Raw genomic sequence first — 20,525 nt, 5'->3', positions numbered from 1 at the left:
TTAACGATGAGAATGGAGCATTGTCCAGTCGTGCCAGACCGGCGTTAACCCGTCTGCCAACCCAAGATTACGGCCCAACTCGGTCCAGCGAGAGGGAAAATGAAAATCTGACCCTGCTGACGCGGTTAATTGATGATCTTTGACTAATTCGTACACCAGCTCTCGTTTTTGTGCGGCCATCCCCGGGCACGCCGCCTCTATAGCATGGCCTCCGGCCTGGGCAAAATCATCCACCAAACGGCGTAACCATTTTGCTGTCATATCATAATGGGCCGGATGTGCCAGCACTGCCTGGCCGCCCGCCTGAGTAATGACGTCAATGGCTTCACTCATGGCTGGCCATACTGCTTTTACAGCAGCACGCTTGCCTTTACCTAAATACTTTTTAAACGCGCTGTCCATTGAGTTAACCCCATAGTTATTCACTAATACCCGGGCAAAGTGGGCACGGGTTAACTGGCCTGGACCGGCTAAACGAATAGCTCTTTCCAATACGCCCGCAAACCCGCATTTGGTTAACTTCTCGGCGATTTTTTCGGCCCGGTGGCGGCGACGCGCGGCCTGCGCCGCTAAAAAGGCAGTAAAAGCCGGCGCTTCGCAATCTACATTCAGTCCTACCACATGAATATCAAAACCGTGCCATTCCGTCGAAATTTCCACGCCATTGATTATGGTCAACGCGCGCTTCTGAGTTTGCTGGTAATCATGCGCCTCACGCAGGCCGGCGATGGTATCGTGGTCGGTGATGGCCAATACATCTACCTGCATATTATGGGCGCGTTGCACCAGCTCGGTAGGAGACAGTTGGCCGTCTGAAAAGTAAGTATGGCTATGAAGGTCGATTTTCACTGATTTTTGGATTTCCGGTTGACACACGCATGAATTTGTTTTCTTCTATAGGGCATATTATACAGTTTTTACGCTTTGATGCTTATCGAAGTTTTAAACAAATCACGTTAGATTTACTGATACCAAGTAGAGATCAATGCAAACGACCATTTTTCAAACATCGCTGAATAGCGTTATCTGGTGGTGGCACTCCCTGACTTAATGGGCGGTGTGCGCGTTGGTGCGTGTCAAATACACTAAGAAAGGCCCGTTTATACGGGCCTTTTTTTTTAATCGCAGCTGGAGATTTGCGAACATGAGTTTAGCAGAACTGGGAGATATCCCGGGAAAAGTAGAAACAATACAGCAAACAGGCGAGTACCTGGCCGATCCACTCGCCGCGTTTACCCACATCTGTAAAGATAAACCCAACGCGCTGCTGCTGGAATCAGCTGAAATTGACAGCAAAGATGATTTGCAAAGCCTGCTGATGGTAGATGCGGCGCTGCGGTTGGAATGTCGGGGCAATCAGATAACAGTGACGGCGTTAACGGCCAATGGTGAGTCGGTTATGCCGTTGTTTGCCAGCCACTGCCCGTCAGGCATCAGCCATCAACAAGACGGTAAAACAGTCATACTAACCTGTGCCTCACCGGATGAGGGGCTGGATGAAGATGCCCGGTTAAAAGCCGCCAGTGTATTTGATGCGTTGCGGTTGTTACGTCAGCAGATTACGCCGTTAAGGGCGCACCCTAATGCGGTATTTTTGGGCGGTGTTTTTGCCTATGATCTCCTGGCAACCTTTGAACATTTACCGGCGGTGGTTGAGGGCCAAAATGACTGTGCAGATTATGTATTTTACCTGGCCGAAACGCTGTTAGCGATTGACCATAAAAGTAAAACGTCCGAACTTATCGGCAGTGTCTTTTCTGGCCCCCAGGTAGCCCAAAGCTATTTTGCCGTGGCGCAGCGCCTTGAACAGCTGCAGCAAACCTTGACGCAAGTGCCCACGGCGGCTTCCTCGCCCCGCCAGCGCCCAGCCAGCGACGCCATGGACATTGCGGTGGATAAGTCGGATGAGCAGTTCATGGAGGATGTAAACTACCTGAAAACGCATATCCTTTCTGGGGATATTTTCCAGGTGGTGCCCTCGCGGACCTTTTCACTGCCCTGCCCGTCACCGCTAAATGCCTATGCGCAGCTCAAAAAACAAAATCCCAGCCCGTATATGTTTTACATGCAGGATGCCGACTTTACTATTTTTGGCGCCTCGCCTGAATCAGCCTTGAAATACGAAACCCAGACCAATCAGGTAGAAATTTATCCTATTGCCGGCACCCGTCCACGGGGCAAGCGGCAGGACGGTACTATCGATGCTGACTTGGACAGCCGTATAGAGCTGAATTTACGCGAAGACAATAAAGAAAAATCTGAACATATTATGCTGGTAGACCTGGCGCGTAACGATGTAGCCAAGGTCAGTCGGCCGGGCACCCGCTATGTTAAAGATCTACTAAAGGTCGACCGCTATTCCCATGTTATGCATTTGGTTTCCCGGGTGGTAGGCCAGCTACGCGACGATTTGGACGCCTTACATGCATATCAGGCCTGCATGAATATGGGCACCTTAGTAGGAGCCCCCAAAGTCAGCGCTGCCAACCTGATTCGCAAAGTTGAACAGAAGCGCCGGGGCAGTTATGGCGGTGCGGTAGGCTATATTAATGGCAATGGCGACATGGATACCTGTATCGTCATTCGCTCAGCGTTTGTTAAGAATAATACCGCGTATATTCAGGCGGGTGCCGGGGTGGTGTATGACTCAGATCCGCTTAGCGAGGCAAACGAAACCCGTACCAAAGCCCAGGCGGTAATCAATGCGGTAAAGTCAGCGCTGCCTAATCAGGAGGGGGTATAAATGAAGCAACCTGTAACGGTTTTTTTGCTTGATAACATCGATTCATTCACTTACAACCTGGTAGATGAATTGCGTACAATGAACTTAACCATCATTGTTTACCGTAATACCGTGGCGGCCTCCACGTTACTGAAACGGATGGCCCAGGAAGCTGAGCAGGCCAATGTGCTGCTGATGCTCTCGCCAGGGCCCGGTGCCCCCAAGGATGCCGGTTGTATGCCTGAATTGCTAGAGGCGGTAGCCGGCCGCTACCCGGTATTGGGTATTTGTTTGGGCCATCAGGCCATCGTGGCGCACTATGGTGGCGACGTCGGCCGCGCAGAGCAGGTAATGCATGGAAAGTCATCGCTTATTCACCACAACGGCGCGGCCTTATTCGATGGTTTGCCGCAACCGCTTCAGGTAGCTCGTTACCATTCGCTTATTGCGACCTCGTTACCGGCATGTTTAACCGGCATTGCTGCGTGTGGCGAAACCACCATGGCGGTATACCATGAGACTGACCGGATGTTGGGTTTTCAGTTTCATCCTGAGTCTATTTTGACCGCTCAGGGTAGCCAGCTACTGGCTCAAAGCATAGCCTTTTTAACCGAACAAGGACCTGAACATGTTTGATACTCACAGTGTTTTAGACACACTGTATGCGGGCAACTCGCTGTCGCAAACCCAGGCGTTTGGGCTGTTTAACAGTATTATGCACGGCGAGCAGTCGCCGGCAATCATAGCCGCAGTGCTGACCGCGCTGAAAATTAAACACGAATCGCCACAGGAAATCGCCGGCGCCGCCAGTGCCATGGTATCTAATGCCTTGCCGTTTCCCACCCCTGCCTATCCGTTTGCCGATATTGTTGGCACCGGTGGCGACGGCCACAATACTATTAATATCAGTAGCTCGGCGGGTGTAGTGGCAGCAGCATGTGGAGTTAAGGTAGCCAAACATGGTAACCGTAGCGTATCTTCACGGTCAGGTTCAGCCGATTTGTTTCAACAATTTGGTATTCAGCTGGAAATTAGCGCAGAAACCGCTCGACATTGTCTGGACGATGCTAATTTTTGCTTCTTATACGCCCCGGTGTATCACGCGGGAATGCGCCACGCGGCGCCGGTACGCGCTGAATTGAAAACCCGAACGTTATTCAATATTTTGGGGCCGCTGGCCAATCCAGCCAGCCCCACCCATGGTGTTTTTGGGGTATATTCCCCCGAGTTGCTCGAGCCCTATGCGCAAACCTTAATGTTACTGGGTCAGCACCGCGCCTTAATTGTTCATGGTAATGGTTTAGATGAACTGGCGTTACATGGTGAGTCCCATATTTTTGACCTTGAACATGGCGATATTCGCCGCTATACCGTAACTCCCGAAGATTTTGGCTTACCGGAGTATCCGCTCAGCGCCATTGAAGGCGGCGCACCCGATGCAAACCGGGCAATGATTGAAGCGGCGCTGGGAGGCCAGGGCGAAGAAGCGCATCGCGCCGCAATTGCAATGAATTGCGGCGCCCTGTTGAAAGTGACCGGCACCGTCGACACATTTAAACAAGGGGCGGAAATGGCCATGGCAAGTATGGCTGCCGGCGAACCGCTTAATGTACTCAACAAAGTGGCTCAGTTGAGTCAGGAGAAACCGCATGACTGATACGCGTCAAAACCACTCGGAAGCCTCTGCGGTACTGGAAACCAGCGCAGTAGAAGCCAGTGCTAGTCAGCCCAATGTGCTGCAAAAAATAGTAACCGATAAAGCGCAGGAACTGGCTGCCAGAAAGCAGGCCCTGCCGCTGGAAAAAATCAAGCAGGCAGTAACACCTTCCCAGAAGAGCTTATTTCAGGCGCTAAATAAGCCCGAAGCAGGTTATATTCTGGAATGTAAAAAAGCCTCGCCCTCCAAAGGGCTTATTCGCGAAAAATTCGATCTGGATGAGATTCTGGCTGCTTATACGCCTTACGCTGCGGCGTTGTCAGTGCTTACAGATGAAAAGTATTTTCAGGGACGCTTTGAATATTTAAGTTATGTCACCGCCCGGGTGTCGCAACCCGTATTGAATAAAGATTTTTTCATTGATGAATACCAGATATATCTGGCCAGATTCCATCAGGCCGATGCGGTACTATTGATGTTGAGTGTGCTAAGTGATGAACAATATCAGGCATTAGCCCAGGTTGCACAGTCGCTAAAACTGGATATTTTAACCGAAGTCAGCAATGAACAGGAAATGCGTCGGGCGATAGCCTTACAGGCGAATATTATTGGCATAAATAACCGCGACTTACGCGATTTAAGCACTGATTTGGCCACGACTGAGCGGTTGGTACCGATGTTAGCGCAAGCTACTCACGAGTACGTGGTTATCTCGGAGTCAGGTATTTATACCCATGCGGATGTACTTAGACTTTCCCCCCTGTGTAATGGTTTTTTGGTGGGCAGTGCACTTATGGCCCAGCAAGATTTACCCAGTGCGGTCAAGGGCTTGGTTCTGGGTGATATTAAAGTATGCGGGATGACCGACGCGGCGATGGCCGCACAAGCCTTTGACGCGGGCGCATCCTATTGCGGGCTGATATTTGCACCTAAGTCTGCGCGAGTCGTAAATAGCGAAGAAGCGCAGGGAATTGTTAGCCAGACACCAGGACGTTATGTAGGGGTATTTGTTGATGCCCCTGTGGAGCAAGTCGCTGCGCTGGCGCACCAGTTGAGTTTGGCGGCGGTACAGCTACATGGCAACGAAGATAGCCCTTACCGGCAAGCATTGCGTGCCCAGTTACCCGCAGGTTGCCAGTTATGGCAAGCGGTGGGCGTGCGCGAAGCGTTGCCCGCTAACCTGGATGCGCTGTTAACAGACAACCAGATAGATAAGGTGCTATTGGATTGCCAGGTAGGCAAACAAACCGGCGGCACCGGGCAGCAGTTCGACTGGTCGTTGCTCGATAACATTACAGATAAATCACAGATTGCGCTTGCCGGAGGGATTACAATAGACACCCTGTTGCAGGCCCAGCGTACCGGAGCAAGTCTGGTTGACGTGAACTCAGGTGTTGAAGAGGCCCCCGGCCAAAAGTCAGCGGCTTTACTTAGCGCGTTATTTGCGCGCGCAAGACAATATTAATTGAACGTACAGGATCACTCATGAATCAGTTAGAAGCAAAATTTGGCGATTTCGGAGGCATGTATGTGCCCGAGTTGCTTATTCCTGCACTTGATCAGCTTGAAGCTGCCTTCATAGATGCTAAAGATGACCCGGCGTTTCAGGAAGAATTTTTATCCTTGTTGAAAGACTACGCAGGGCGTCCTACCGCGATGACCCTTACCCGCAACCTGGTAAGTAATCCTAATGTAAAACTCTATTTGAAGCGGGAAGATTTACTGCACGGCGGGGCGCACAAAACCAATCAGGTACTGGGTCAGGCGTTACTCACCAAACGCATGGGCAAAACCGAAGTTATTGCCGAAACCGGTGCAGGTCAGCACGGTACGGCAACGGCACTGGCATGTGCATTGTTAGGCCTTAAGGCGCGCATTTACATGGGTGCTAAGGATGTCGAACGGCAGGCGCCTAATGTATTTAGAATGCGGCTGATGGGGGCTGAAGTTATTCCGGTAAACGCTGGTTCAGGTACGCTGAAAGATGCTGTTAACGAAGCTATGCGTGACTGGTCGGCTAACTACGATAACGCCCACTATTTATTAGGTACAGCCGCTGGGCCGCATCCTTTCCCCCATATTGTTCGCGAGTTTCACCGTATGATAGGTGAAGAAACCCGCGCTCAAATTATGGAAAAAGAAGGCCGTTTACCGGACTCAGTGGTGGCCTGCGTGGGCGGCGGTTCAAATGCGATTGGTATGTTTGCTGATTTTATTGACGAACCCGATGTGCGGTTAATTGGGGTCGAACCAGCCGGTAAAGGGCTGCATACGAAAGAGCACGGTGCCACTATTTGCACCGGTTCCAAAGGGATATTGCATGGCTCTTATACCTACATAATGCAGGATCAGGAAGGGCAGATTGAAGAAAGCTACTCGGTATCCGCTGGGCTTGATTATCCTGCCGTAGGCCCGCAGCACGCCTATTTGGCGGATATTGGCCGGGCGGAATATGTGTCGGTGACAGATGATGAAGCGTTAAATGCATTTAAGTTGCTGGCCCGCAAAGAAGGCATTATTCCCGCGCTTGAATCAGCGCACGCCTTGGCGCATGCATTGAATATGGCCGATGAAGCAGAAGATGGCACCATTATTGTGGTTAACCTGTCCGGACGGGGTGACAAGGACATTGGTGTAGTAACCAAAATTTTGGGAGAAGAATTTAATGGATAGATATAGTGACATGTTTAGCCGGCTGCAAAATGACAATGCCGGCGCATTCGTGCCGTTTGTCACCGTGGGCGACCCGGACCTAGCGACCTCAGAGCGCATCATTGGTCAGCTAATTGACAGCGGCGCCGACGCGTTAGAGTTGGGCCTGCCGTATTCTGACCCGATTGCCGATGGTCCAACTATTCAGGCTGCCAGCATCCGTGCCCGCCAGAGTAAGGTTAGTACCGCAGATTGTTTTGCGCTGTTAGCGCGGGTACGGGAAAAATACCCGAACATCCCTATTGGTCTGCTGTTGTACAGCAACCTGGTGATGGCCAGTGGCGTTACCCAATTTTATCAAAAAGCCAGTGACGCTGGCGTGGACTCCATACTAATAGCCGATGTGCCGCTGCGTGAAGCAAAACCTTTTCTGGCTGCCGCCACGGCTTCAGGTATAAAGCAAATTCTGATCGCACCGCCTAATGCTTCTGATGAAACGATGGCGCTGATTGGCGAACATTCTTCCGGCTATACTTATCTGCTGGGTCGAGCCGGGGTGACTGGCGCCGAAACCGCAGCTGAAATTCCGGCCGCAGAGTTGGTGGCTAAACTGAGCCACTATCAATGTGCGCCGCCTTTGTTAGGTTTTGGCATTTCTAAGCCGGAACAGGTTAAATCAGCAATTGAAGCAGGTGCTGCCGGGGCAATAAGTGGTTCTGCTACCGTAAATATTATTGCGCAAAATCTGGGTAACACTGAAGCCATGCTAAACGCGTTAGATAAATTTGTAGGTAGCATGAAAGCCGCTACGGCGCGAGGATAACCCATGCTTTACATGATTTGTGCCACCGACCATGCTAATTCACTGGAAGCCAGATTAGCCGCACGCCCTGACCACTTGGCGCGGCTTGAATCTTTAAAAGATGATGGGCGCTTAATTATGGCCGGACCATTTCCGGCCATCGATTCACCGGATCCAGGCCCGGCAGGGTTTACCGGTTCCTTAGTGGTGGCGAAGTTTGATAGCCTTGCGCAAGCCCAGGAGTGGGCAGATGCAGATCCCTATGTAGGCGCTGGCGTGTATGCTCAGGTAGTAGTAAAGCCTTACAAAAAGGTTTTACCCTAGGGCAAGGTCAAACCACCGACACCTCATTTAGGTAAGCCATAACACCTTATTCAGGCGGGACTCAGGTTTGGTTCCCACACGATAAAAAAAGCCCGCATAGCGCGGGCTTTTCTAATAAAATATTGGCTCGATTATTACAGATTAACCCGGTCGTGATCGCCCATTTCATCAGGCTCAATTGTTTTGCCCGTCATCATTTTGAACATACCCTTGAAGCCTGGGTCGGCTTGCCAAATCTCAGCATCGTCCAATTCTAAACGTAGCATTAGTAATGATGGGTCGTCTTTACCCTTGTCATACCAGGCTTCTACTGGGTTAGACCAGTATTTATCAATGATTTCCTGGCGCGTCTCTGTAACCAGGGTACCGCGGATACAGGCAAAAACATCATGTCCTTTACTGGAAAAATGTACCATCGCCTTGCCACCTTCGGCAATACGGTTTGTTTTGGTAGTATAAAACCAGAATTCGCTATTCGCTTCTTTGTCTAATTGCGCCCGCATTGGTTCGGCGTGTTGGTCTTTTCCTACTAAAGAAACCATAACATTTGGGCTGTCGGCCATGGCTTTCCACATTTTTGTACGAATATCTGAAGACATTAATTGCTCCTTCTTTTCCGACAACGGGAACTCGTGACGCTGTCATAAATGATTATTATCAAACAGGTAAATAAAGTAAAAAACGCATTTACCTTGTTAGCCCAGGAAAAATACAGTGACTAACATTGATTACCTGCATAACACGTTGCATGGCTTATGCCACTCGCAGATGACCCAATAAAAGCATATATATCAGTAACTTATGAAAAACTCAAAAACACTAACCCTGGCGACCAGGTAACATCTGCTGTGCCGGCAAGAAAATTATTCAGGCCGGGTTCAGCTATCCGTTGTATGGTAATTAGTAGGTAAAAACAGTAAATTAGGCTTATGTGGTTGGCTGTTACAGGGTCTGAGCGAAAATGAATATGCGGACATTGCAGATGATGGGAATAGTGACGCTGCTAGCGGTCAGCAGTGGTCCGCTAATGGCGCAGCAAAATGAACGTCAGCAAGATACCCTTGACCGCACACAGGCGGCGGCCCGGGCGCAGCAGCAGGTTAAAGGCCGGGTACTTCGGGTAGATCAGGCCGGCAACAAGTACCGGGTTAAAGTGTTGAAGAAATCGGGACGGGTAGTATCGGTAGATGTCGATAAGCGTTCCGGACAGGTCAGGCAAACGCAAAATAAGGAAAGTGAACGCTGATGCGCATTTTGATTGCCGAAGATGATAGTCGGCTACTTACCCAGCTAGACGGGTTATTGCAGCAACACGGTTACAGTGTAGATTTAGCTGACAATGGTGAAAGCGCCCTGTATTTGATTAATGAACACCCCTATGACCTGGCGCTAATTGACATTGGTCTGCCCCGCCTGGATGGTTTTGAAGTCATCCGCAAAGCACGTCAGCAAGAAGTTCGTTGCCCTATCCTGATCCTCACCGCCCGCGATCGATGGCAGGAAAAAGTGGAAGGACTGGATGCCGGCGCAGATGATTATCTGACTAAACCCTTTCATAATGAGGAATTGCTGGCCCGGGTTAAAGCACTAATACGGCGCGCCTCAGGCCAAGCCAATCCGGTTATTGCGCATGGTCCTATGTCACTCGATACAGTAACCCAGGAATTACGTATTAACGAACGCCGGCTCGAATTAACGGCGTATGAGTACAAGGTAATGGAATACCTGATGATGAACCCGCAAAAAGTGGTATCCAAAACCGAGTTAACCGAACATATTTACGATCAGGACTTCGATTTAGATAGTAATGTCATAGAGGTATTTATTGGTCGATTACGTAAAAAATTGGACCCACAAGCTCAGCTAAAACCCATTGAAACACTGCGTGGACGTGGTTATCGGCTAAACCGTGACCTATGAAGCGACTGTCGCTTAAACTGCGCAGTGTGCTTGCTGCATTACTGGCGTTAGGCCTGTTTATCCCGGTAACGGTGCTGATTCTGGACAATGCCTATACGCGCAGCTTGGGCCAGGCCAAATTAAATGAACTAAAGCTTATGAACCTGGCGCTGGTTTCGGCATTTGAGCTGGATGATGGCAACGCCGTGATGCCAGAACTGCTTTATGAAGAACAACTTAATTTACCTGATTCAGGGTATATTGGCATTGTGGTGTTTCGCAATAAAGTGGTCTGGCAGTCGGCCTCTGCATTGCATTTTGATATCCAGCAACCCCCTGCCTCGCCCGGTGTGGGAGAAGAACGCTTTATCCAGGATACCCGGCCTCATTTCGATTCTGATGCTCACTATTTCACCTATGGCTTTACAGCTGAATTTGCCGGCCCTCGCCAGTTTGAGCCAGTGCAATTTTACATTTTAAATAACCGCAGTGAGTTCGACCGGGAACGGGAAACGTTTTTAGCCACTGTATGGCGTAATTTACTGGCGCTGGGCGTGGTGTTACTTCTGCTGCTGTTAGGCGGGATAAGTATCATCCTGGCACCGGTTCGAAGCCTGATTGCTGAAATAAAAAAAACCAGTGAAGGCCGTCAGGCTGCGTTAAACCATAGTTATCCGGCAGAATTTGCCGGATTGAAACGCAGTATTAACCGTTTACTGCAAACCGAGGCGCAGCAGCGAAAACGGTATAAGAACAGTTTAGGTGATTTAGCCCACAGTTTGAAAACCCCCTTGGCGGTAGCCCTGGGCACCCCAGCCTTGCCCCCCGAGGCTAGCGATGCGCTATTGCAAATAGACCAGCTAATTCAACGCCAGTTAAAACGTGCTACGGCAGGGCAAAAGGGCTGGCAGGCGCCGGTGCCGGTTGGCCCGCTGGTGGAACGTATTAGCGGGGCGATGGCGAAAGTTTATCGCGATAAGGCGCTTAACATTAGCCTCGATATAGGCCCCACAGCGCAATTTCTTGGGGACGAAACCGATTTATTTGAAATGCTGGGTAATCTGCTTGATAACGCGTGTAAAGCTGCAGCTAAGCAGGTTCGTATCACCTGTGAACATCAGGCTCGGTATCTGGTGATAAAAATTGAAGACGATGGTCCAGGCATCGCCGCCCACTTACGCCAGACATTGCTAGAGCGAGGCGCCCGTTTAGACACCTACACAGAAGGTCAGGGTATAGGTATGGCGGTGGTAAGCGACCTGGTCGATATTTATCAGGGCCAATTGGAAGTGTATGATAGTGAGTTGGGCGGCGCAGGGGTGCAGATTCGCTTTGCCCTGCCCGCAAGCTCTTAAGACTGGGCTTTTTTACCATCTCCACTGGATAGCAAAACAGCCAGCCACTCGCTTTCGGGGCGAGATTCCAGAGCAATTTTAACCACCATCGTTAGCGGTACTGACAGCAACATACCGACGGTTCCTAGTAGCCAACCCCAGAAAATCAAGGATAAAAACACCACCAGCGTAGACAACCCCATGCCCCGCCCCATTAAGCGTGGTTCAATCAGGTTACCCATAATGGTGTTAACCAGCACAAAGGCCAATGCCACCAGTCCGGCAGAAGCAAACCCAAACTGAACGAAGGCGATCAATACGGCCGGTAACGCAGCGATAATAGAGCCTATATTGGGTATGTAATTAAGCATAAAAGCCAAGACCGCCCATAACAAAAAGTGGTCTATTTCCATTACATATAGCCACACGCCGATAATGAGGCCAGTAGCCAGGCTTACTACCGTTTTTATTGCCAGATAACTGTTAACCGAACGAATAAACTTATCAATGTGCTGCATTTTCATATCGGGGTCGGCAAGCGCCACATGCAAGCGAGACGGAATACTGTCTGCTTCAAACAGCATAAAAATAACGGTGAGCAAAATTAAAAACAGATTTGATAACACCCCGCCCATTCCACTGATAAAGTTAGTGGCGAGCGACATGGCCATACCCGGATCAAGATGTGAGGCGATAAGTTCACGGTTAACATGGATATTGAAAATAGCCAGTTGGTCAATAACCCACGCAAATTCGGTATCTAGCTTGCTTCGATAATCCGGCAGATTTTCCTTAAATTCGGTTAACGATTGGCCCACCAGGCCGGCCAGTAAAAAACCAAATATGACAATAAGGCTGATCACCAGGGAGACCGATAACCATTTAGGTATTTTTCTTCTGGAGGCCCAGTTTATAAGGGGGCTACAGGCTATAGCGATAAAACCTGAGAGAAAAAAGGGCACCATAATCGCCGAGGCCGCTTTAATTCCGGCCAGTACCACTACCAAACAGGCAAGCACAATTAACGCTTTGGCAGTGGGAGATTTAAGTTCCATAATAAACAAATAGTTGAATTAGCAAGTACAAAGGATACCGCTCCGTTAAGATAGCGAATGTGGGTGCCTGTTATTCTACACAATGATAATAAATAAGAGAATTTTCATGACGTTAAATCAGGCAACAATAAAAATTAAAAACCTGCGGTTGCGTACCTATATTGGCATTAATGAAGCTGAGGTAAATAACAAACAGGATGTCGTGGTCAATGTGAAGATCCATTACGATGCGCACCGCGCTACAGATACCGACGACATGGGCGATGCCCTGAATTACAAAACTGTCACCAAGGCTATCATCAAACTGGTGGAAGACAACCGATTTTCATTACTGGAGAAACTCACCGCCGATGTACTGGGAATTGCAGCAGAACATCATTGGGTAACCTATGCTGAAGTAGAGGTGGATAAACCACATGCCTTACGTTTTTCCGACTCGGTATCGTTAACATTATCGTGCATTAAACCTTAATCTGGTAAGGAATAGCTTTGAAGATACTCATAACCGGTGGTACGGGCTTTGTAGGCCGTCATCTGATCGAAACCCTGGCAAATAAGCACGACTTTGTGGTCCTGACCCGCGATCCGGAACGGGCGACCAAGCTGTTACCGGGCGCAGTATCTTTGGTCAAATCGTTAACTGAAGTCGCTCACTTTGATAAATTGGATGCTATTATCAATTTGGCGGGCGAGCCCATTGCAGACAAACGCTGGACCGCTTTACAGCGTAAACGCATTTGCGACAGCCGCTGGGATATTACCCGCGAACTGGTAGCCCGGATACGTCAGTGCGCTACCCCACCAGCGGTTTTTATTTCTGGCTCAGCGATTGGCTATTATGGTCGTCAGGGACAACAGGCAGTGACTGAACAACATCATCAGGTGCACCACGAGTTTACGCATCAGGTGTGTCATAAATGGGAACAAATAGCCTTGGAGGCAAGTGAATATAGTCGCGTTTGTTTGCTGCGAACAGGTGTAGTACTGGCTAAGGGAGAAGGTGCGTTAGCCAAGATGGCATTGCCTTTCAAATTGGGCTTGGGTGGCAAAATGGGCGACGGTGAACAATATTTCTCATGGATTCATATTGACGATATGGTACGCGGAATTATTTTTTTACTTGAAAATGACAGCTGCGAAGGCCCCTTTAATATGACTGCGCCTGAACCGGTGACGAATAAAGTTTTCACCGCCACCCTGGCGGCAAGCCTACACCGTCCTGCTTGGTTTACTGTTCCTGCTTTCGTCCTGAAAACCGCGATGGGCGATGCCGCAGATATGTTGCTTACCGGCCAACAAGTATTACCGGCTAAGCTTAGCGAGAACGGTTTTGCATTTAACTTTGCTACCCTGCGTAGCGCCCTGGAGCATGAATTTGCATAGCGCTCCGACGCATAAACTGGCGTGGCGACTTAGCAAACGCGTGGACAGCCGGTGCTTTGCCAGGGGGTTACAGTTACCGCTGGGGGTGATAAAGTCGAATACCGAAAAAAGCATTATTGGCTTTACGTACTGCCGTCTTAGCACGGGCGTAAGAAATACAATTGCAAGTAATAATCCCCCAATAAATACAATATCGCACACAGCTGTGGGATTTTTACTTTAATGGCTTTAGTGCCCGCTAGCTGCTCGCCACTCAGCGCTATGGCTGATAAGACAGCCAACTGTACCTCGCCTGCAACCCAAGTGTATTTGCGGACCAACTAAAACACTGGCTGCGGGCGGGCTCTATGGCGGCCGTCCCCCTATTTAATAGGCTATAGGTCTATACGCTCACGTAACGTTAAAACCTGAGCGGCCGGTTTCAGCCGCCAATTGATGCCATTATAATCGGTATAGTTTAAGCTCCGCGCTTTGCTGTGAAGCTTAACCTTTATCTCGTACTCACTTCATTAGGCTTATACAAGCTTGGACGGAAATAACATGGAAACACAGCGGTATGAAGCAGAATGGTGTTTGCTTCAAAATCAGTTTGAGAGCTATGAAAAGCATTCACTGTATATAAAATTAAGTAGCATTTTGGGGTTATTCTTGGCGCTGTCTTTTGGCTTGGCTGCTATACCCACTTGTTTCATTTTAGGAGTATTGTGGATACAGGATGCGATTTTAAAAACGTTTCAATCTCGAATAGAGCCCCGACTATTACGTATTGAGAAAAGTATTCAGGAAAAAGCGCAATCCTGCCCGTTTCAATTTAATACCGACTACCTATTAGTAGAAACCAAAGGCCTGTCAAAAATTCAGGAATATGCTAAACAGGCGGTCCGCCCTACAGTCGCCTTTCCACATGTCGTACTCATTGCCATTATGCTAGCGACCGCTATTTTCTCCTGACGGGGGCAGTAGTAGAAAATGGGTTATTAGCAAAACGGATAATACACCCCGGTTGGTAACTACAGCCCGGGGCAGGTGAAAGTGCAGGTGCAGGCGACCAGCATAGCGCTTAAATCCTTTGCTGCGGACGACGGGATATTCGCAATTAGCAGTAAGCTACCCTTACTGCTGAGCAGTATTTTCGATAGCAGGGCCCCTTTCATTCTAGCGAGGTCCAGCAACACAATCGAAGGGTAAGTTGTGTTTTCGCTACGCTGTATTCCTGCCAACACTCGCGTAAGGTGGCCGGGTCATCCGGTCCCCACCCTATAAACCTATCCCCTGATGTCGCACACCCCCCATGGCTTAGTTAACCGCCAACATCGCCAGCCCAGCGTCGCTTAGCTAAACGGGTGAGGAAGCACCTATGGGCCCGCCCCATAGCAGGCGTGGGCAACCTGTTATAGATGCTGCTGAATTTCAACTTCTACGTAACCGCTGGCTTCAGCCCCTTCAATGGTTAACCAAAACTGACCATCTTGAATAGTAACCTGAAGCTGCATGGAGCGCTCTACCGCGTTAGCAAGCGTGGTAGCAAGCGCTTCGGGCAAGGTGAACACCGATAAATTTTTCTTGGTTTTTAATTTATCCTGTTCTTTTTTCCACCAACTATCAAAGCTGTTATCTGCATAGGCATAAATTTTCATATGCTGACTTTGGTTGCAGCCTTTTTTGATACGCTGCTCGGAAGGCTGCCCTAACTCAATCCACAGCGCAATTTCGTCACTAAAGCTTTTTTGCCACAGATCTGGTACTTCATCATCTGACAAACCTTTTGTGAACTGCAACTGTTCATGAGCATTCACGATAAAAGCCACAACCCTAAGCATCATGCGTTCGTTATTTTCAGAAGGGTGGCGGGCAATAGTTAAATTGTGCTCGTTATAATAATTACGATCCATATCGGTTATCGATATATCCGCTTTAAATATGGTTGCTTTAAGTGCCATATGGTTCCTGAATGTGTATGCCAGAATCAACGATAATACGAGGGGTACTGGCATTGACCGGGAGCAATGAAAGACATTGCTGTTTTGCACGGTATGGTAACAGTTAAACGTGCATTGCGCCTTCAAACCTCCCCCTGTGTAGCGCGGTCAGCGGTATTTTGCCCCGATTCATCTTTGGCAGACTCCCCTCTTGCCAAATCTCTTTATGAAAGCGCCGTTACGCAACCGTTAACAATCTGGTTAGCCAGTAAGTAAAGGCTGATTAAGTAGCAAACCGGCTTGGCGGTATTCCTTTAGCCCACCCTTTTATATTCGGGCTCGCGGCATTTATGCCCGCCACCATAACGCATATTCAGTTAGCTATGTTGGAAATGTGCGTTGGCGGACAACGGCGCTGGCTACGGACAAGCGATTAGACAAAACATCCACAATGCTACATTATATAGCAATACGTATATTAGGAGGAAACACGATGGGCATCGTTAAAATATCTGACCAACTTCATGAAGAAGTCCGCAAAACAAGCACGGTAATGGAGCGCTCGATCAACGCGCAAGCCGAGTTTTGGTTAAAGATTGGCCGCCTGGCAGAGCAAAACCCCACATTAACCTATGAACAAATTATAGAGCGGGAAATGCGCTCACAGAATGTCTTTACAGTAAGGTTAGCCAGTGAATAGCCTGATTAAAACACCGAACGAAATTGCTTTGATGCGCGAATCCGGTAGGTTATTGGCAAGCGTATTTGGCGAGCTGGACGACTATATTGAGGCAGGCGTGACGACGTTGGAGATAAATGACTTTGTAGAAGGTTACATCGTTGATGTTCTTAATGCCAGGCCCGCCAGTAAAGGCCAATATGGCTATCAGTTTGTTTTGAATAGCTCGATAAATGAAGTGGTATGCCATGGCGTACCAAACAGTGCCAAAAGGCTTAAAAATGGCGATATCATTAATATCGACATTACCCTGGAAAAAAACGGGTATATCGCCGATAGCAGCAAGATGTATGGTATCGGTACTGTTCCCCCTCTGGCGAAAAAACTTGTCGATGTCACTTATGAGGCCATGTGGAAAGGAATTAACTCGGTAAAGCATGGCTCCACCCTTGGCGATATCGGCTTCGCTATTGAACAGCATGCGAAAAAGCATGGATACAGTGTGGTGCGCGAATACTGTGGGCATGGCATAGGCCAGGAAATGCACGAAGATCCGCAAATCCTGCACTTCGGCAATGCGGGGAGCGGGCTTGTATTGCAAGAGGGAATGACCTTCACTATTGAACCCATGATTAATCAGGGAACCTATAAAACAAAATTAAAAAAAGACGGCTGGACCGTGGTTACCCGAGATAAAAAGCTATCCGCGCAATGGGAGCACACCGTGTTGGTCACCGCTTCAGGTGTGGATGTGCTAACGCTAAGGCCGGAAGAGACCAGATAAACCGGAGGGGCCGCCCTTGTTGTGCTGTGTTGTGTTGTGACGCTACTACCTAGCCTGCTTTGTCTTGCTAAAGGGAGGGCGCTGAGCAGGCGGGGATACGGGAAAATAAGGTCCGCTACCGTACAGCACTGTTACTCGTTTAGACGCAGTAGAAACTGTTTGCACACACTGAGGGGCAACCCGCTGGCCTGATAAAGTGCACAGGCCTTTCGGGGCAGCGTCTACCCACGCCCTCGCTTAGCTGGTCTGGCGCGGTCAAGCTATTTACATATAACCTTGCGGGCCGGCTGGCCCCCCAAGGTTACCAACATGCCCGCTGCGCAGACTGTCAGTATGGCCCCGCCCGTATCAATGATTTTTCAGCGCGGCTTTCAGACCAGTGCTACACAAACTTACACATACCCAGCCCAAGCTGCTGACCATCGCGCGGGGCAAACCCATATTGTTGATAAAATGCTTCTTTACCGTGGGCAGCCAGCAGACCTACGGTTGCACCTATAGGGCCGTTAAGGGTGATGTATTGGTTTATGGAATGCATGATTTGTGAACCTAAACCTCGATTTTGATAAAGCGGGTGCACCAGCACATCCTGAATATAAAAGTACATAGCACCATCCCCGATTACCCGCCCGCATCCCACCAGCTCGCTTTTGTCATAGGCAGAAACCCAGAATAAAGATGAATCAATACTGTTTTGCAAAACGTCTAATTCGGGATTGGACCAACCCACCGTATTTCTGATGGAGGCAAAAGTCACCACATCAGGGGGCACTTCTTTTAATATGAACGGGGGTACGGGCATGGCGATGTTCTCTGAGTTTATCGAATAATAGCGAGGCATATTACCGTGTGCCCACAGCTAAGAAGCTAAACATTGTGGTGGGGGACGCGCGGCGAATAAATAAACCGAAGTATTTTTTCGCTTTGGTGGTTTTCGTTATTTTGGTCCTCAACGTTTAGCGTTGAAGCCAGTTTAGCCCCGACCGATAATATCAACGACGCACAAACTTTGTTACTTTCATAACAGTGTATGTGAACCTCGGTAATGCCCATTAATGTGGCTTTTTCCAAGGTTATAAGTTAAGGAGTTGAGTGCCATAGCCCAGGCCCCGCCTGGATGGTCGAATGCCCAAGCCAATATGTCCTCCGGCTGTTCTTAAAGCGTCATTAAGCCTATGCCTAAGGTGGGAACACCCCACGATGTCGTCACCTTCAACAAGCCAGAAGGTGGTGTTTGGTACCAGGTGATCGGGCAAATTCACACCATGAGCATACCCGTTTAGCTTTTCAACCAAATGGGGAAAATCGCGATGGTCCAGATCAAGCGGGTATGGATAACGTGTTTCCGTGCCCAATTCCTTAATGTACTCGTGGTAACTGTCTTCATAGCGTATCGTTGGGGTAATTAGCATAAATATTCCTAAAGCATTAGCGCTCTTCTGCCTTTTTGGCGGCGGTAAAAGCTCCCCCCGGTATTGCCGTAGCAGGATAAGCGTATAGTGTTAATAACGGCTCAGCTCACCTTCGATATATTCCGATACGCCATCAATTTAACCCACTCCAAAGGATCACTATGATAAAAACGAGGCTAAAAAACCCGATTAGCGCAAGCCAGAAACCGGCCTTTTTTGGTGGGTTCTGATGAGCCTGGTGGCGTTTATCTGGATACCGGCCAAACGTAATAACTTTACAGATAAACCATCCCAGCCAGTAACAAATAGTCCAGAATAAAATATCCGCTAACCAATAAGCCAGGCCCCTGAGCAAAAACTTCCCCATTTCTGCAATAATATGGTTCATTGTCCCCTACTTCCTTTTTTATCGCCGCGCCACACCTATCAGCACAGTAAGTCGTTATTATTTCAAGCCTCATTTGCACGCAGCTATGGCAACCCATATTCAAATTTTACCAAACGTGAGATGCGTTGCGGTAGGGTGACCTGCATGGCTACCTCTGCTCAAAGGGCAGTATAAAACATAGCACTGACAATAACCGCGGCGCTATAGGATATTGCTAACATAGGCCTGTATTGCCTGGTGATGTTGCTGAAGATTAAAACCACTGGGGCAGCTACAATATAGGGGTGGCGTGAACGGTAAGCCAAGATAGGCGCAAATTAATTCAAACTGCTGGGTAAAACTTGCGGGCAGCGCGGATTGCGAGCCAGTAGCGATAACCGATACCGAGGTGCCCTGTAGTTTGCGACCGAGCGTTTGATTGATGGTTAGCACATCGGTAAGCCTGTCAAAAAATGTTTTAAGTTGCGCTGACATCGAATACCAATAAACGGGCGTGGCGAAAATAATGCAGTCAAATGATGTTAGCCTGTCGATTAAAGGTAGAAAATCATCCCCTGCATTGTGATGTTCATAATCAAAATACGCGATAGAAAACCTACTCAAATCGATAATTTCAGCTTGAAGCCTACCTGCTACCGCTTGAGCCAGATTACCCGTATTACCGTTTGTTCGGGAGCTGGCTAAAACCACGATAAAGTTCATATTTATATTCTTCACCTTTTGTCCGCAGAAACGCCCCCTGGCATCAAAAGCAAGGCGATAAGGCATGATCAGCCACGTTTTTGCGCAATCACATAGAGGTGCTTATTGGGCCAGTCATTATTTTCTAAGTGTCTACATACACAGTGGTGTTTTTCCAGTAACGATAGTATCGCAGGTATGCCAAGCGCCGCGTGATACAACTGCTGTCCCAGAAATAGGTTACTCCCTTCACCTTTCTCGTCCACCGCGCCACTTGTAAAAATTATCACACCATTATTTTCTAAGTGAGCAAGCAGATTACTAATTACGCCGGCCTGACGCGCTAAGGGAACGTGCCAAATACTATCCCACGCTGATATAAAGGCATATTTTACGGGCGACACCCACTGGTCAATGTCAACATGATGGAAAGTCACATTTGGATGTCTTATCCGGGCCAGTTTTAGCATTTCGGAAGATAAATCGAGGCCTTCAACCTGGTACCCGTGCTTAAGTAATAATTCGATTATACGGCCGCTACTGCCACAGCCTATATCAATAGCCTTGCCGCCTTCAGGGGCGTAGTTCAATGCTCTTTTATGCTGGGAAATACCATTTTCCCGATTAAACCGGTTACTGTTCCAATGCGCTGCAATTTTGTCGTAATTCGCTGCTTGTTCTGTAGGCTTCATGTGAATGCTTTCCCCCTGCTCGAACAATTACTCATTCGTTATTAAACACCGCTCAGCGCTTACTTACGCACCATGTAAAGACTCACTCCTGCTTGCGCACAGGTTATGCTAAGGCCTGCATTTTTTTAACTTAAAGCAGGTA

23 protein-coding genes are annotated in these 20,525 nt (G+C 48.8%); 15 read left to right on the top strand and 8 right to left on the bottom strand.

Annotation, left to right across the window (positions count from 1 at the left end):
- Window positions 1–849: a PHP domain-containing protein gene (locus D0Y50_RS06435; protein ID WP_108568507.1), complete on the bottom strand. Its 849-nt coding sequence runs from the start codon at window positions 847–849 to the stop codon at window positions 1–3.
- Window positions 850–1,144: 295 nt separating this feature from the next.
- Between D0Y50_RS06435 and D0Y50_RS06430 the strand changes: the two genes are divergently transcribed.
- Genes D0Y50_RS06430 through D0Y50_RS06400 form a run of 7 tightly spaced genes read left to right on the top strand, consistent with a single transcriptional unit; the run spans window position 1,145 to window position 8,157 of the window.
- Window positions 1,145–2,743, top strand: coding sequence for an anthranilate synthase component 1 (locus D0Y50_RS06430; protein ID WP_117316035.1), 1,599 nt, complete (start codon window positions 1,145–1,147; stop codon window positions 2,741–2,743).
- On the top strand, window positions 2,744–3,358 hold the full coding sequence (locus D0Y50_RS06425) for an aminodeoxychorismate/anthranilate synthase component II (protein ID WP_108568509.1): 615 nt from the start codon (window positions 2,744–2,746) through the stop codon (window positions 3,356–3,358). It begins immediately after the preceding gene.
- Window positions 3,351–4,379 carry an anthranilate phosphoribosyltransferase gene (trpD, locus tag D0Y50_RS06420; protein ID WP_108568510.1) on the top strand — a complete coding sequence of 343 codons (1,029 nt, stop codon included), beginning with the start codon at window positions 3,351–3,353 and terminating at the stop codon, window positions 4,377–4,379. Before D0Y50_RS06425 ends, trpD begins: the two co-directional genes overlap by 8 nt.
- Window positions 4,372–5,844 carry a bifunctional indole-3-glycerol-phosphate synthase TrpC/phosphoribosylanthranilate isomerase TrpF gene (gene trpCF, locus D0Y50_RS06415; protein WP_108568511.1) on the top strand — a complete coding sequence of 491 codons (1,473 nt, stop codon included), beginning with the start codon at window positions 4,372–4,374 and terminating at the stop codon, window positions 5,842–5,844. The genes trpD and trpCF overlap by 8 nt, the downstream gene beginning before the upstream one ends.
- Before the next feature lie 20 nt (window positions 5,845–5,864).
- On the top strand, window positions 5,865–7,052 hold the full coding sequence (trpB, locus tag D0Y50_RS06410; protein ID WP_117316032.1) for a tryptophan synthase subunit beta: 1,188 nt from the start codon (window positions 5,865–5,867) through the stop codon (window positions 7,050–7,052).
- The gene (trpA, locus tag D0Y50_RS06405; protein ID WP_117316030.1) at window positions 7,045–7,854 is read left to right on the top strand and encodes a tryptophan synthase subunit alpha; all 810 of its coding nucleotides are present in this window, start codon (window positions 7,045–7,047) and stop codon (window positions 7,852–7,854) included. Before trpB ends, trpA begins: the two co-directional genes overlap by 8 nt.
- A gap of 3 nt (window positions 7,855–7,857) precedes the next feature.
- A complete protein-coding gene (locus D0Y50_RS06400; RefSeq protein ID WP_108568514.1) occupies window positions 7,858–8,157 on the top strand; it encodes a YciI family protein in 300 nt (99 codons plus the stop codon).
- 134 nt (window positions 8,158–8,291) lie between these two features.
- On the opposite strand, the gene D0Y50_RS06395 is transcribed toward D0Y50_RS06400, so the two are convergent.
- A complete protein-coding gene (locus D0Y50_RS06395; protein ID WP_108568515.1) occupies window positions 8,292–8,756 on the bottom strand; it encodes a pyridoxamine 5'-phosphate oxidase family protein in 465 nt (154 codons plus the stop codon).
- Between the two features lie 362 nt (window positions 8,757–9,118).
- On the opposite strand from D0Y50_RS06395, the gene D0Y50_RS06390 reads away from it, so the two are divergent.
- From D0Y50_RS06390 to D0Y50_RS06380, 3 genes are read left to right on the top strand one after another with little or no spacing between them, the layout of a single operon-like run.
- Entirely contained in the window at window positions 9,119–9,403 is a 285-nt protein-coding gene (locus D0Y50_RS06390) for a PepSY domain-containing protein (protein WP_408640678.1), read from the top strand.
- Window positions 9,403–10,077: a response regulator transcription factor gene (locus tag D0Y50_RS06385; RefSeq protein ID WP_108568516.1), complete on the top strand. Its 675-nt coding sequence runs from the start codon at window positions 9,403–9,405 to the stop codon at window positions 10,075–10,077. Before D0Y50_RS06390 ends, D0Y50_RS06385 begins: the two co-directional genes overlap by 1 nt.
- Window positions 10,074–11,411, top strand: a complete 1,338-nt coding sequence (locus tag D0Y50_RS06380) for an ATP-binding protein (RefSeq protein ID WP_117316028.1) — start codon at window positions 10,074–10,076, stop codon at window positions 11,409–11,411. Before D0Y50_RS06385 ends, D0Y50_RS06380 begins: the two co-directional genes overlap by 4 nt.
- On the opposite strand, the gene D0Y50_RS06375 is transcribed toward D0Y50_RS06380, so the two are convergent.
- Entirely contained in the window at window positions 11,408–12,445 is a 1,038-nt protein-coding gene (locus tag D0Y50_RS06375; protein ID WP_108568549.1) for an AI-2E family transporter, read from the bottom strand. The genes D0Y50_RS06380 and D0Y50_RS06375 overlap by 4 nt on opposite strands.
- A gap of 106 nt (window positions 12,446–12,551) precedes the next feature.
- On the opposite strand from D0Y50_RS06375, the gene folX reads away from it, so the two are divergent.
- From folX to D0Y50_RS06355, 3 genes are all read left to right on the top strand, one after another.
- Complete coding sequence (folX, locus tag D0Y50_RS06370; protein WP_117316026.1) at window positions 12,552–12,917, top strand: dihydroneopterin triphosphate 2'-epimerase; 366 nt, start codon at window positions 12,552–12,554, stop codon at window positions 12,915–12,917.
- 17 nt (window positions 12,918–12,934) lie between these two features.
- Window positions 12,935–13,828: a TIGR01777 family oxidoreductase gene (locus D0Y50_RS06365; RefSeq protein ID WP_117316023.1), complete on the top strand. Its 894-nt coding sequence runs from the start codon at window positions 12,935–12,937 to the stop codon at window positions 13,826–13,828.
- A 540-nt stretch (window positions 13,829–14,368) separates the two neighbouring features.
- On the top strand, window positions 14,369–14,779 hold the full coding sequence (locus D0Y50_RS06355; protein ID WP_117316018.1) for a hypothetical protein: 411 nt from the start codon (window positions 14,369–14,371) through the stop codon (window positions 14,777–14,779).
- A gap of 440 nt (window positions 14,780–15,219) precedes the next feature.
- Here D0Y50_RS06355 and D0Y50_RS06350 read toward each other — a convergent pair whose 3' ends face one another.
- On the bottom strand, window positions 15,220–15,768 hold the full coding sequence (locus D0Y50_RS06350) for a YaeQ family protein (RefSeq protein ID WP_117316016.1): 549 nt from the start codon (window positions 15,766–15,768) through the stop codon (window positions 15,220–15,222).
- A gap of 472 nt (window positions 15,769–16,240) precedes the next feature.
- On the opposite strand from D0Y50_RS06350, the gene D0Y50_RS06345 reads away from it, so the two are divergent.
- Window positions 16,241–16,447 carry a ParD-like family protein gene (locus tag D0Y50_RS06345; RefSeq protein WP_108568522.1) on the top strand — a complete coding sequence of 69 codons (207 nt, stop codon included), beginning with the start codon at window positions 16,241–16,243 and terminating at the stop codon, window positions 16,445–16,447.
- 31 nt (window positions 16,448–16,478) lie between these two features.
- Entirely contained in the window at window positions 16,479–17,210 is a 732-nt protein-coding gene (gene map, locus D0Y50_RS06340) for a type I methionyl aminopeptidase (RefSeq protein ID WP_408640693.1), read from the top strand.
- A gap of 382 nt (window positions 17,211–17,592) precedes the next feature.
- Here the strand turns inward: map and D0Y50_RS06335 are convergent, their stop codons facing one another.
- The 4 genes from D0Y50_RS06335 to D0Y50_RS06315 all read right to left on the bottom strand — a co-directional run bounded on the left by D0Y50_RS06335 (window position 17,593) and on the right by D0Y50_RS06315 (window position 20,383).
- Window positions 17,593–18,012: a GNAT family N-acetyltransferase gene (locus D0Y50_RS06335; protein WP_117318646.1), complete on the bottom strand. Its 420-nt coding sequence runs from the start codon at window positions 18,010–18,012 to the stop codon at window positions 17,593–17,595.
- A 271-nt stretch (window positions 18,013–18,283) separates the two neighbouring features.
- Entirely contained in the window at window positions 18,284–18,622 is a 339-nt protein-coding gene (locus D0Y50_RS19715) for a GNAT family N-acetyltransferase (protein ID WP_232366468.1), read from the bottom strand.
- Window positions 18,623–19,211: 589 nt separating this feature from the next.
- Window positions 19,212–19,727 carry a flavodoxin family protein gene (locus D0Y50_RS06320; RefSeq protein ID WP_170145455.1) on the bottom strand — a complete coding sequence of 172 codons (516 nt, stop codon included), beginning with the start codon at window positions 19,725–19,727 and terminating at the stop codon, window positions 19,212–19,214.
- 53 nt (window positions 19,728–19,780) lie between these two features.
- Complete coding sequence (locus tag D0Y50_RS06315; protein WP_117316010.1) at window positions 19,781–20,383, bottom strand: class I SAM-dependent methyltransferase; 603 nt, start codon at window positions 20,381–20,383, stop codon at window positions 19,781–19,783.
- Window positions 20,384–20,525: the final 142 nt, after the last annotated feature.

Source organism: Salinimonas sediminis (genome assembly GCF_003429285.1).
GTDB lineage: Bacteria > Pseudomonadota > Gammaproteobacteria > Enterobacterales > Alteromonadaceae > Alteromonas > Alteromonas indica.
This window is presented reverse-complemented; position numbering and strand designations above follow the sequence as displayed.

Bases quoted from the DNA above. Each gene is read 5' to 3' on its own strand.
- D0Y50_RS06350 (WP_117316016.1), bottom strand. From the start codon at position 15,768: ATGGCACTTAAAGCAACCATATTTAAAGCGGATATATCGATAACCGAT.
- D0Y50_RS06355 (WP_117316018.1), top strand. From the start codon at position 14,369: ATGGAAACACAGCGGTATGAAGCAGAATGGTGTTTGCTTCAAAATCAG.
- D0Y50_RS06335 (WP_117318646.1), bottom strand. From the start codon at position 18,012: ATGCCCGTACCCCCGTTCATATTAAAAGAAGTGCCCCCTGATGTGGTG.
- trpD (WP_108568510.1), top strand. From the start codon at position 3,351: ATGTTTGATACTCACAGTGTTTTAGACACACTGTATGCGGGCAACTCG.
- D0Y50_RS06315 (WP_117316010.1), bottom strand. From the start codon at position 20,383: ATGAAGCCTACAGAACAAGCAGCGAATTACGACAAAATTGCAGCGCAT.
- D0Y50_RS06380 (WP_117316028.1), top strand. From the start codon at position 10,074: ATGAAGCGACTGTCGCTTAAACTGCGCAGTGTGCTTGCTGCATTACTG.
- map (WP_408640693.1), top strand. From the start codon at position 16,479: ATGCGCGAATCCGGTAGGTTATTGGCAAGCGTATTTGGCGAGCTGGAC.
- D0Y50_RS06375 (WP_108568549.1), bottom strand. From the start codon at position 12,445: ATGGAACTTAAATCTCCCACTGCCAAAGCGTTAATTGTGCTTGCCTGT.
- D0Y50_RS06425 (WP_108568509.1), top strand. From the start codon at position 2,744: ATGAAGCAACCTGTAACGGTTTTTTTGCTTGATAACATCGATTCATTC.
- D0Y50_RS06395 (WP_108568515.1), bottom strand. From the start codon at position 8,756: ATGTCTTCAGATATTCGTACAAAAATGTGGAAAGCCATGGCCGACAGC.
- D0Y50_RS06385 (WP_108568516.1), top strand. From the start codon at position 9,403: ATGCGCATTTTGATTGCCGAAGATGATAGTCGGCTACTTACCCAGCTA.
- D0Y50_RS06390 (WP_408640678.1), top strand. From the start codon at position 9,119: ATGAATATGCGGACATTGCAGATGATGGGAATAGTGACGCTGCTAGCG.
- trpB (WP_117316032.1), top strand. From the start codon at position 5,865: ATGAATCAGTTAGAAGCAAAATTTGGCGATTTCGGAGGCATGTATGTG.
- folX (WP_117316026.1), top strand. From the start codon at position 12,552: ATGACGTTAAATCAGGCAACAATAAAAATTAAAAACCTGCGGTTGCGT.
- D0Y50_RS06430 (WP_117316035.1), top strand. From the start codon at position 1,145: ATGAGTTTAGCAGAACTGGGAGATATCCCGGGAAAAGTAGAAACAATA.
- trpA (WP_117316030.1), top strand. From the start codon at position 7,045: ATGGATAGATATAGTGACATGTTTAGCCGGCTGCAAAATGACAATGCC.
- D0Y50_RS19715 (WP_232366468.1), bottom strand. From the start codon at position 18,622: ATGCTAATTACCCCAACGATACGCTATGAAGACAGTTACCACGAGTAC.
- D0Y50_RS06400 (WP_108568514.1), top strand. From the start codon at position 7,858: ATGCTTTACATGATTTGTGCCACCGACCATGCTAATTCACTGGAAGCC.
- trpCF (WP_108568511.1), top strand. From the start codon at position 4,372: ATGACTGATACGCGTCAAAACCACTCGGAAGCCTCTGCGGTACTGGAA.
- D0Y50_RS06345 (WP_108568522.1), top strand. From the start codon at position 16,241: ATGGGCATCGTTAAAATATCTGACCAACTTCATGAAGAAGTCCGCAAA.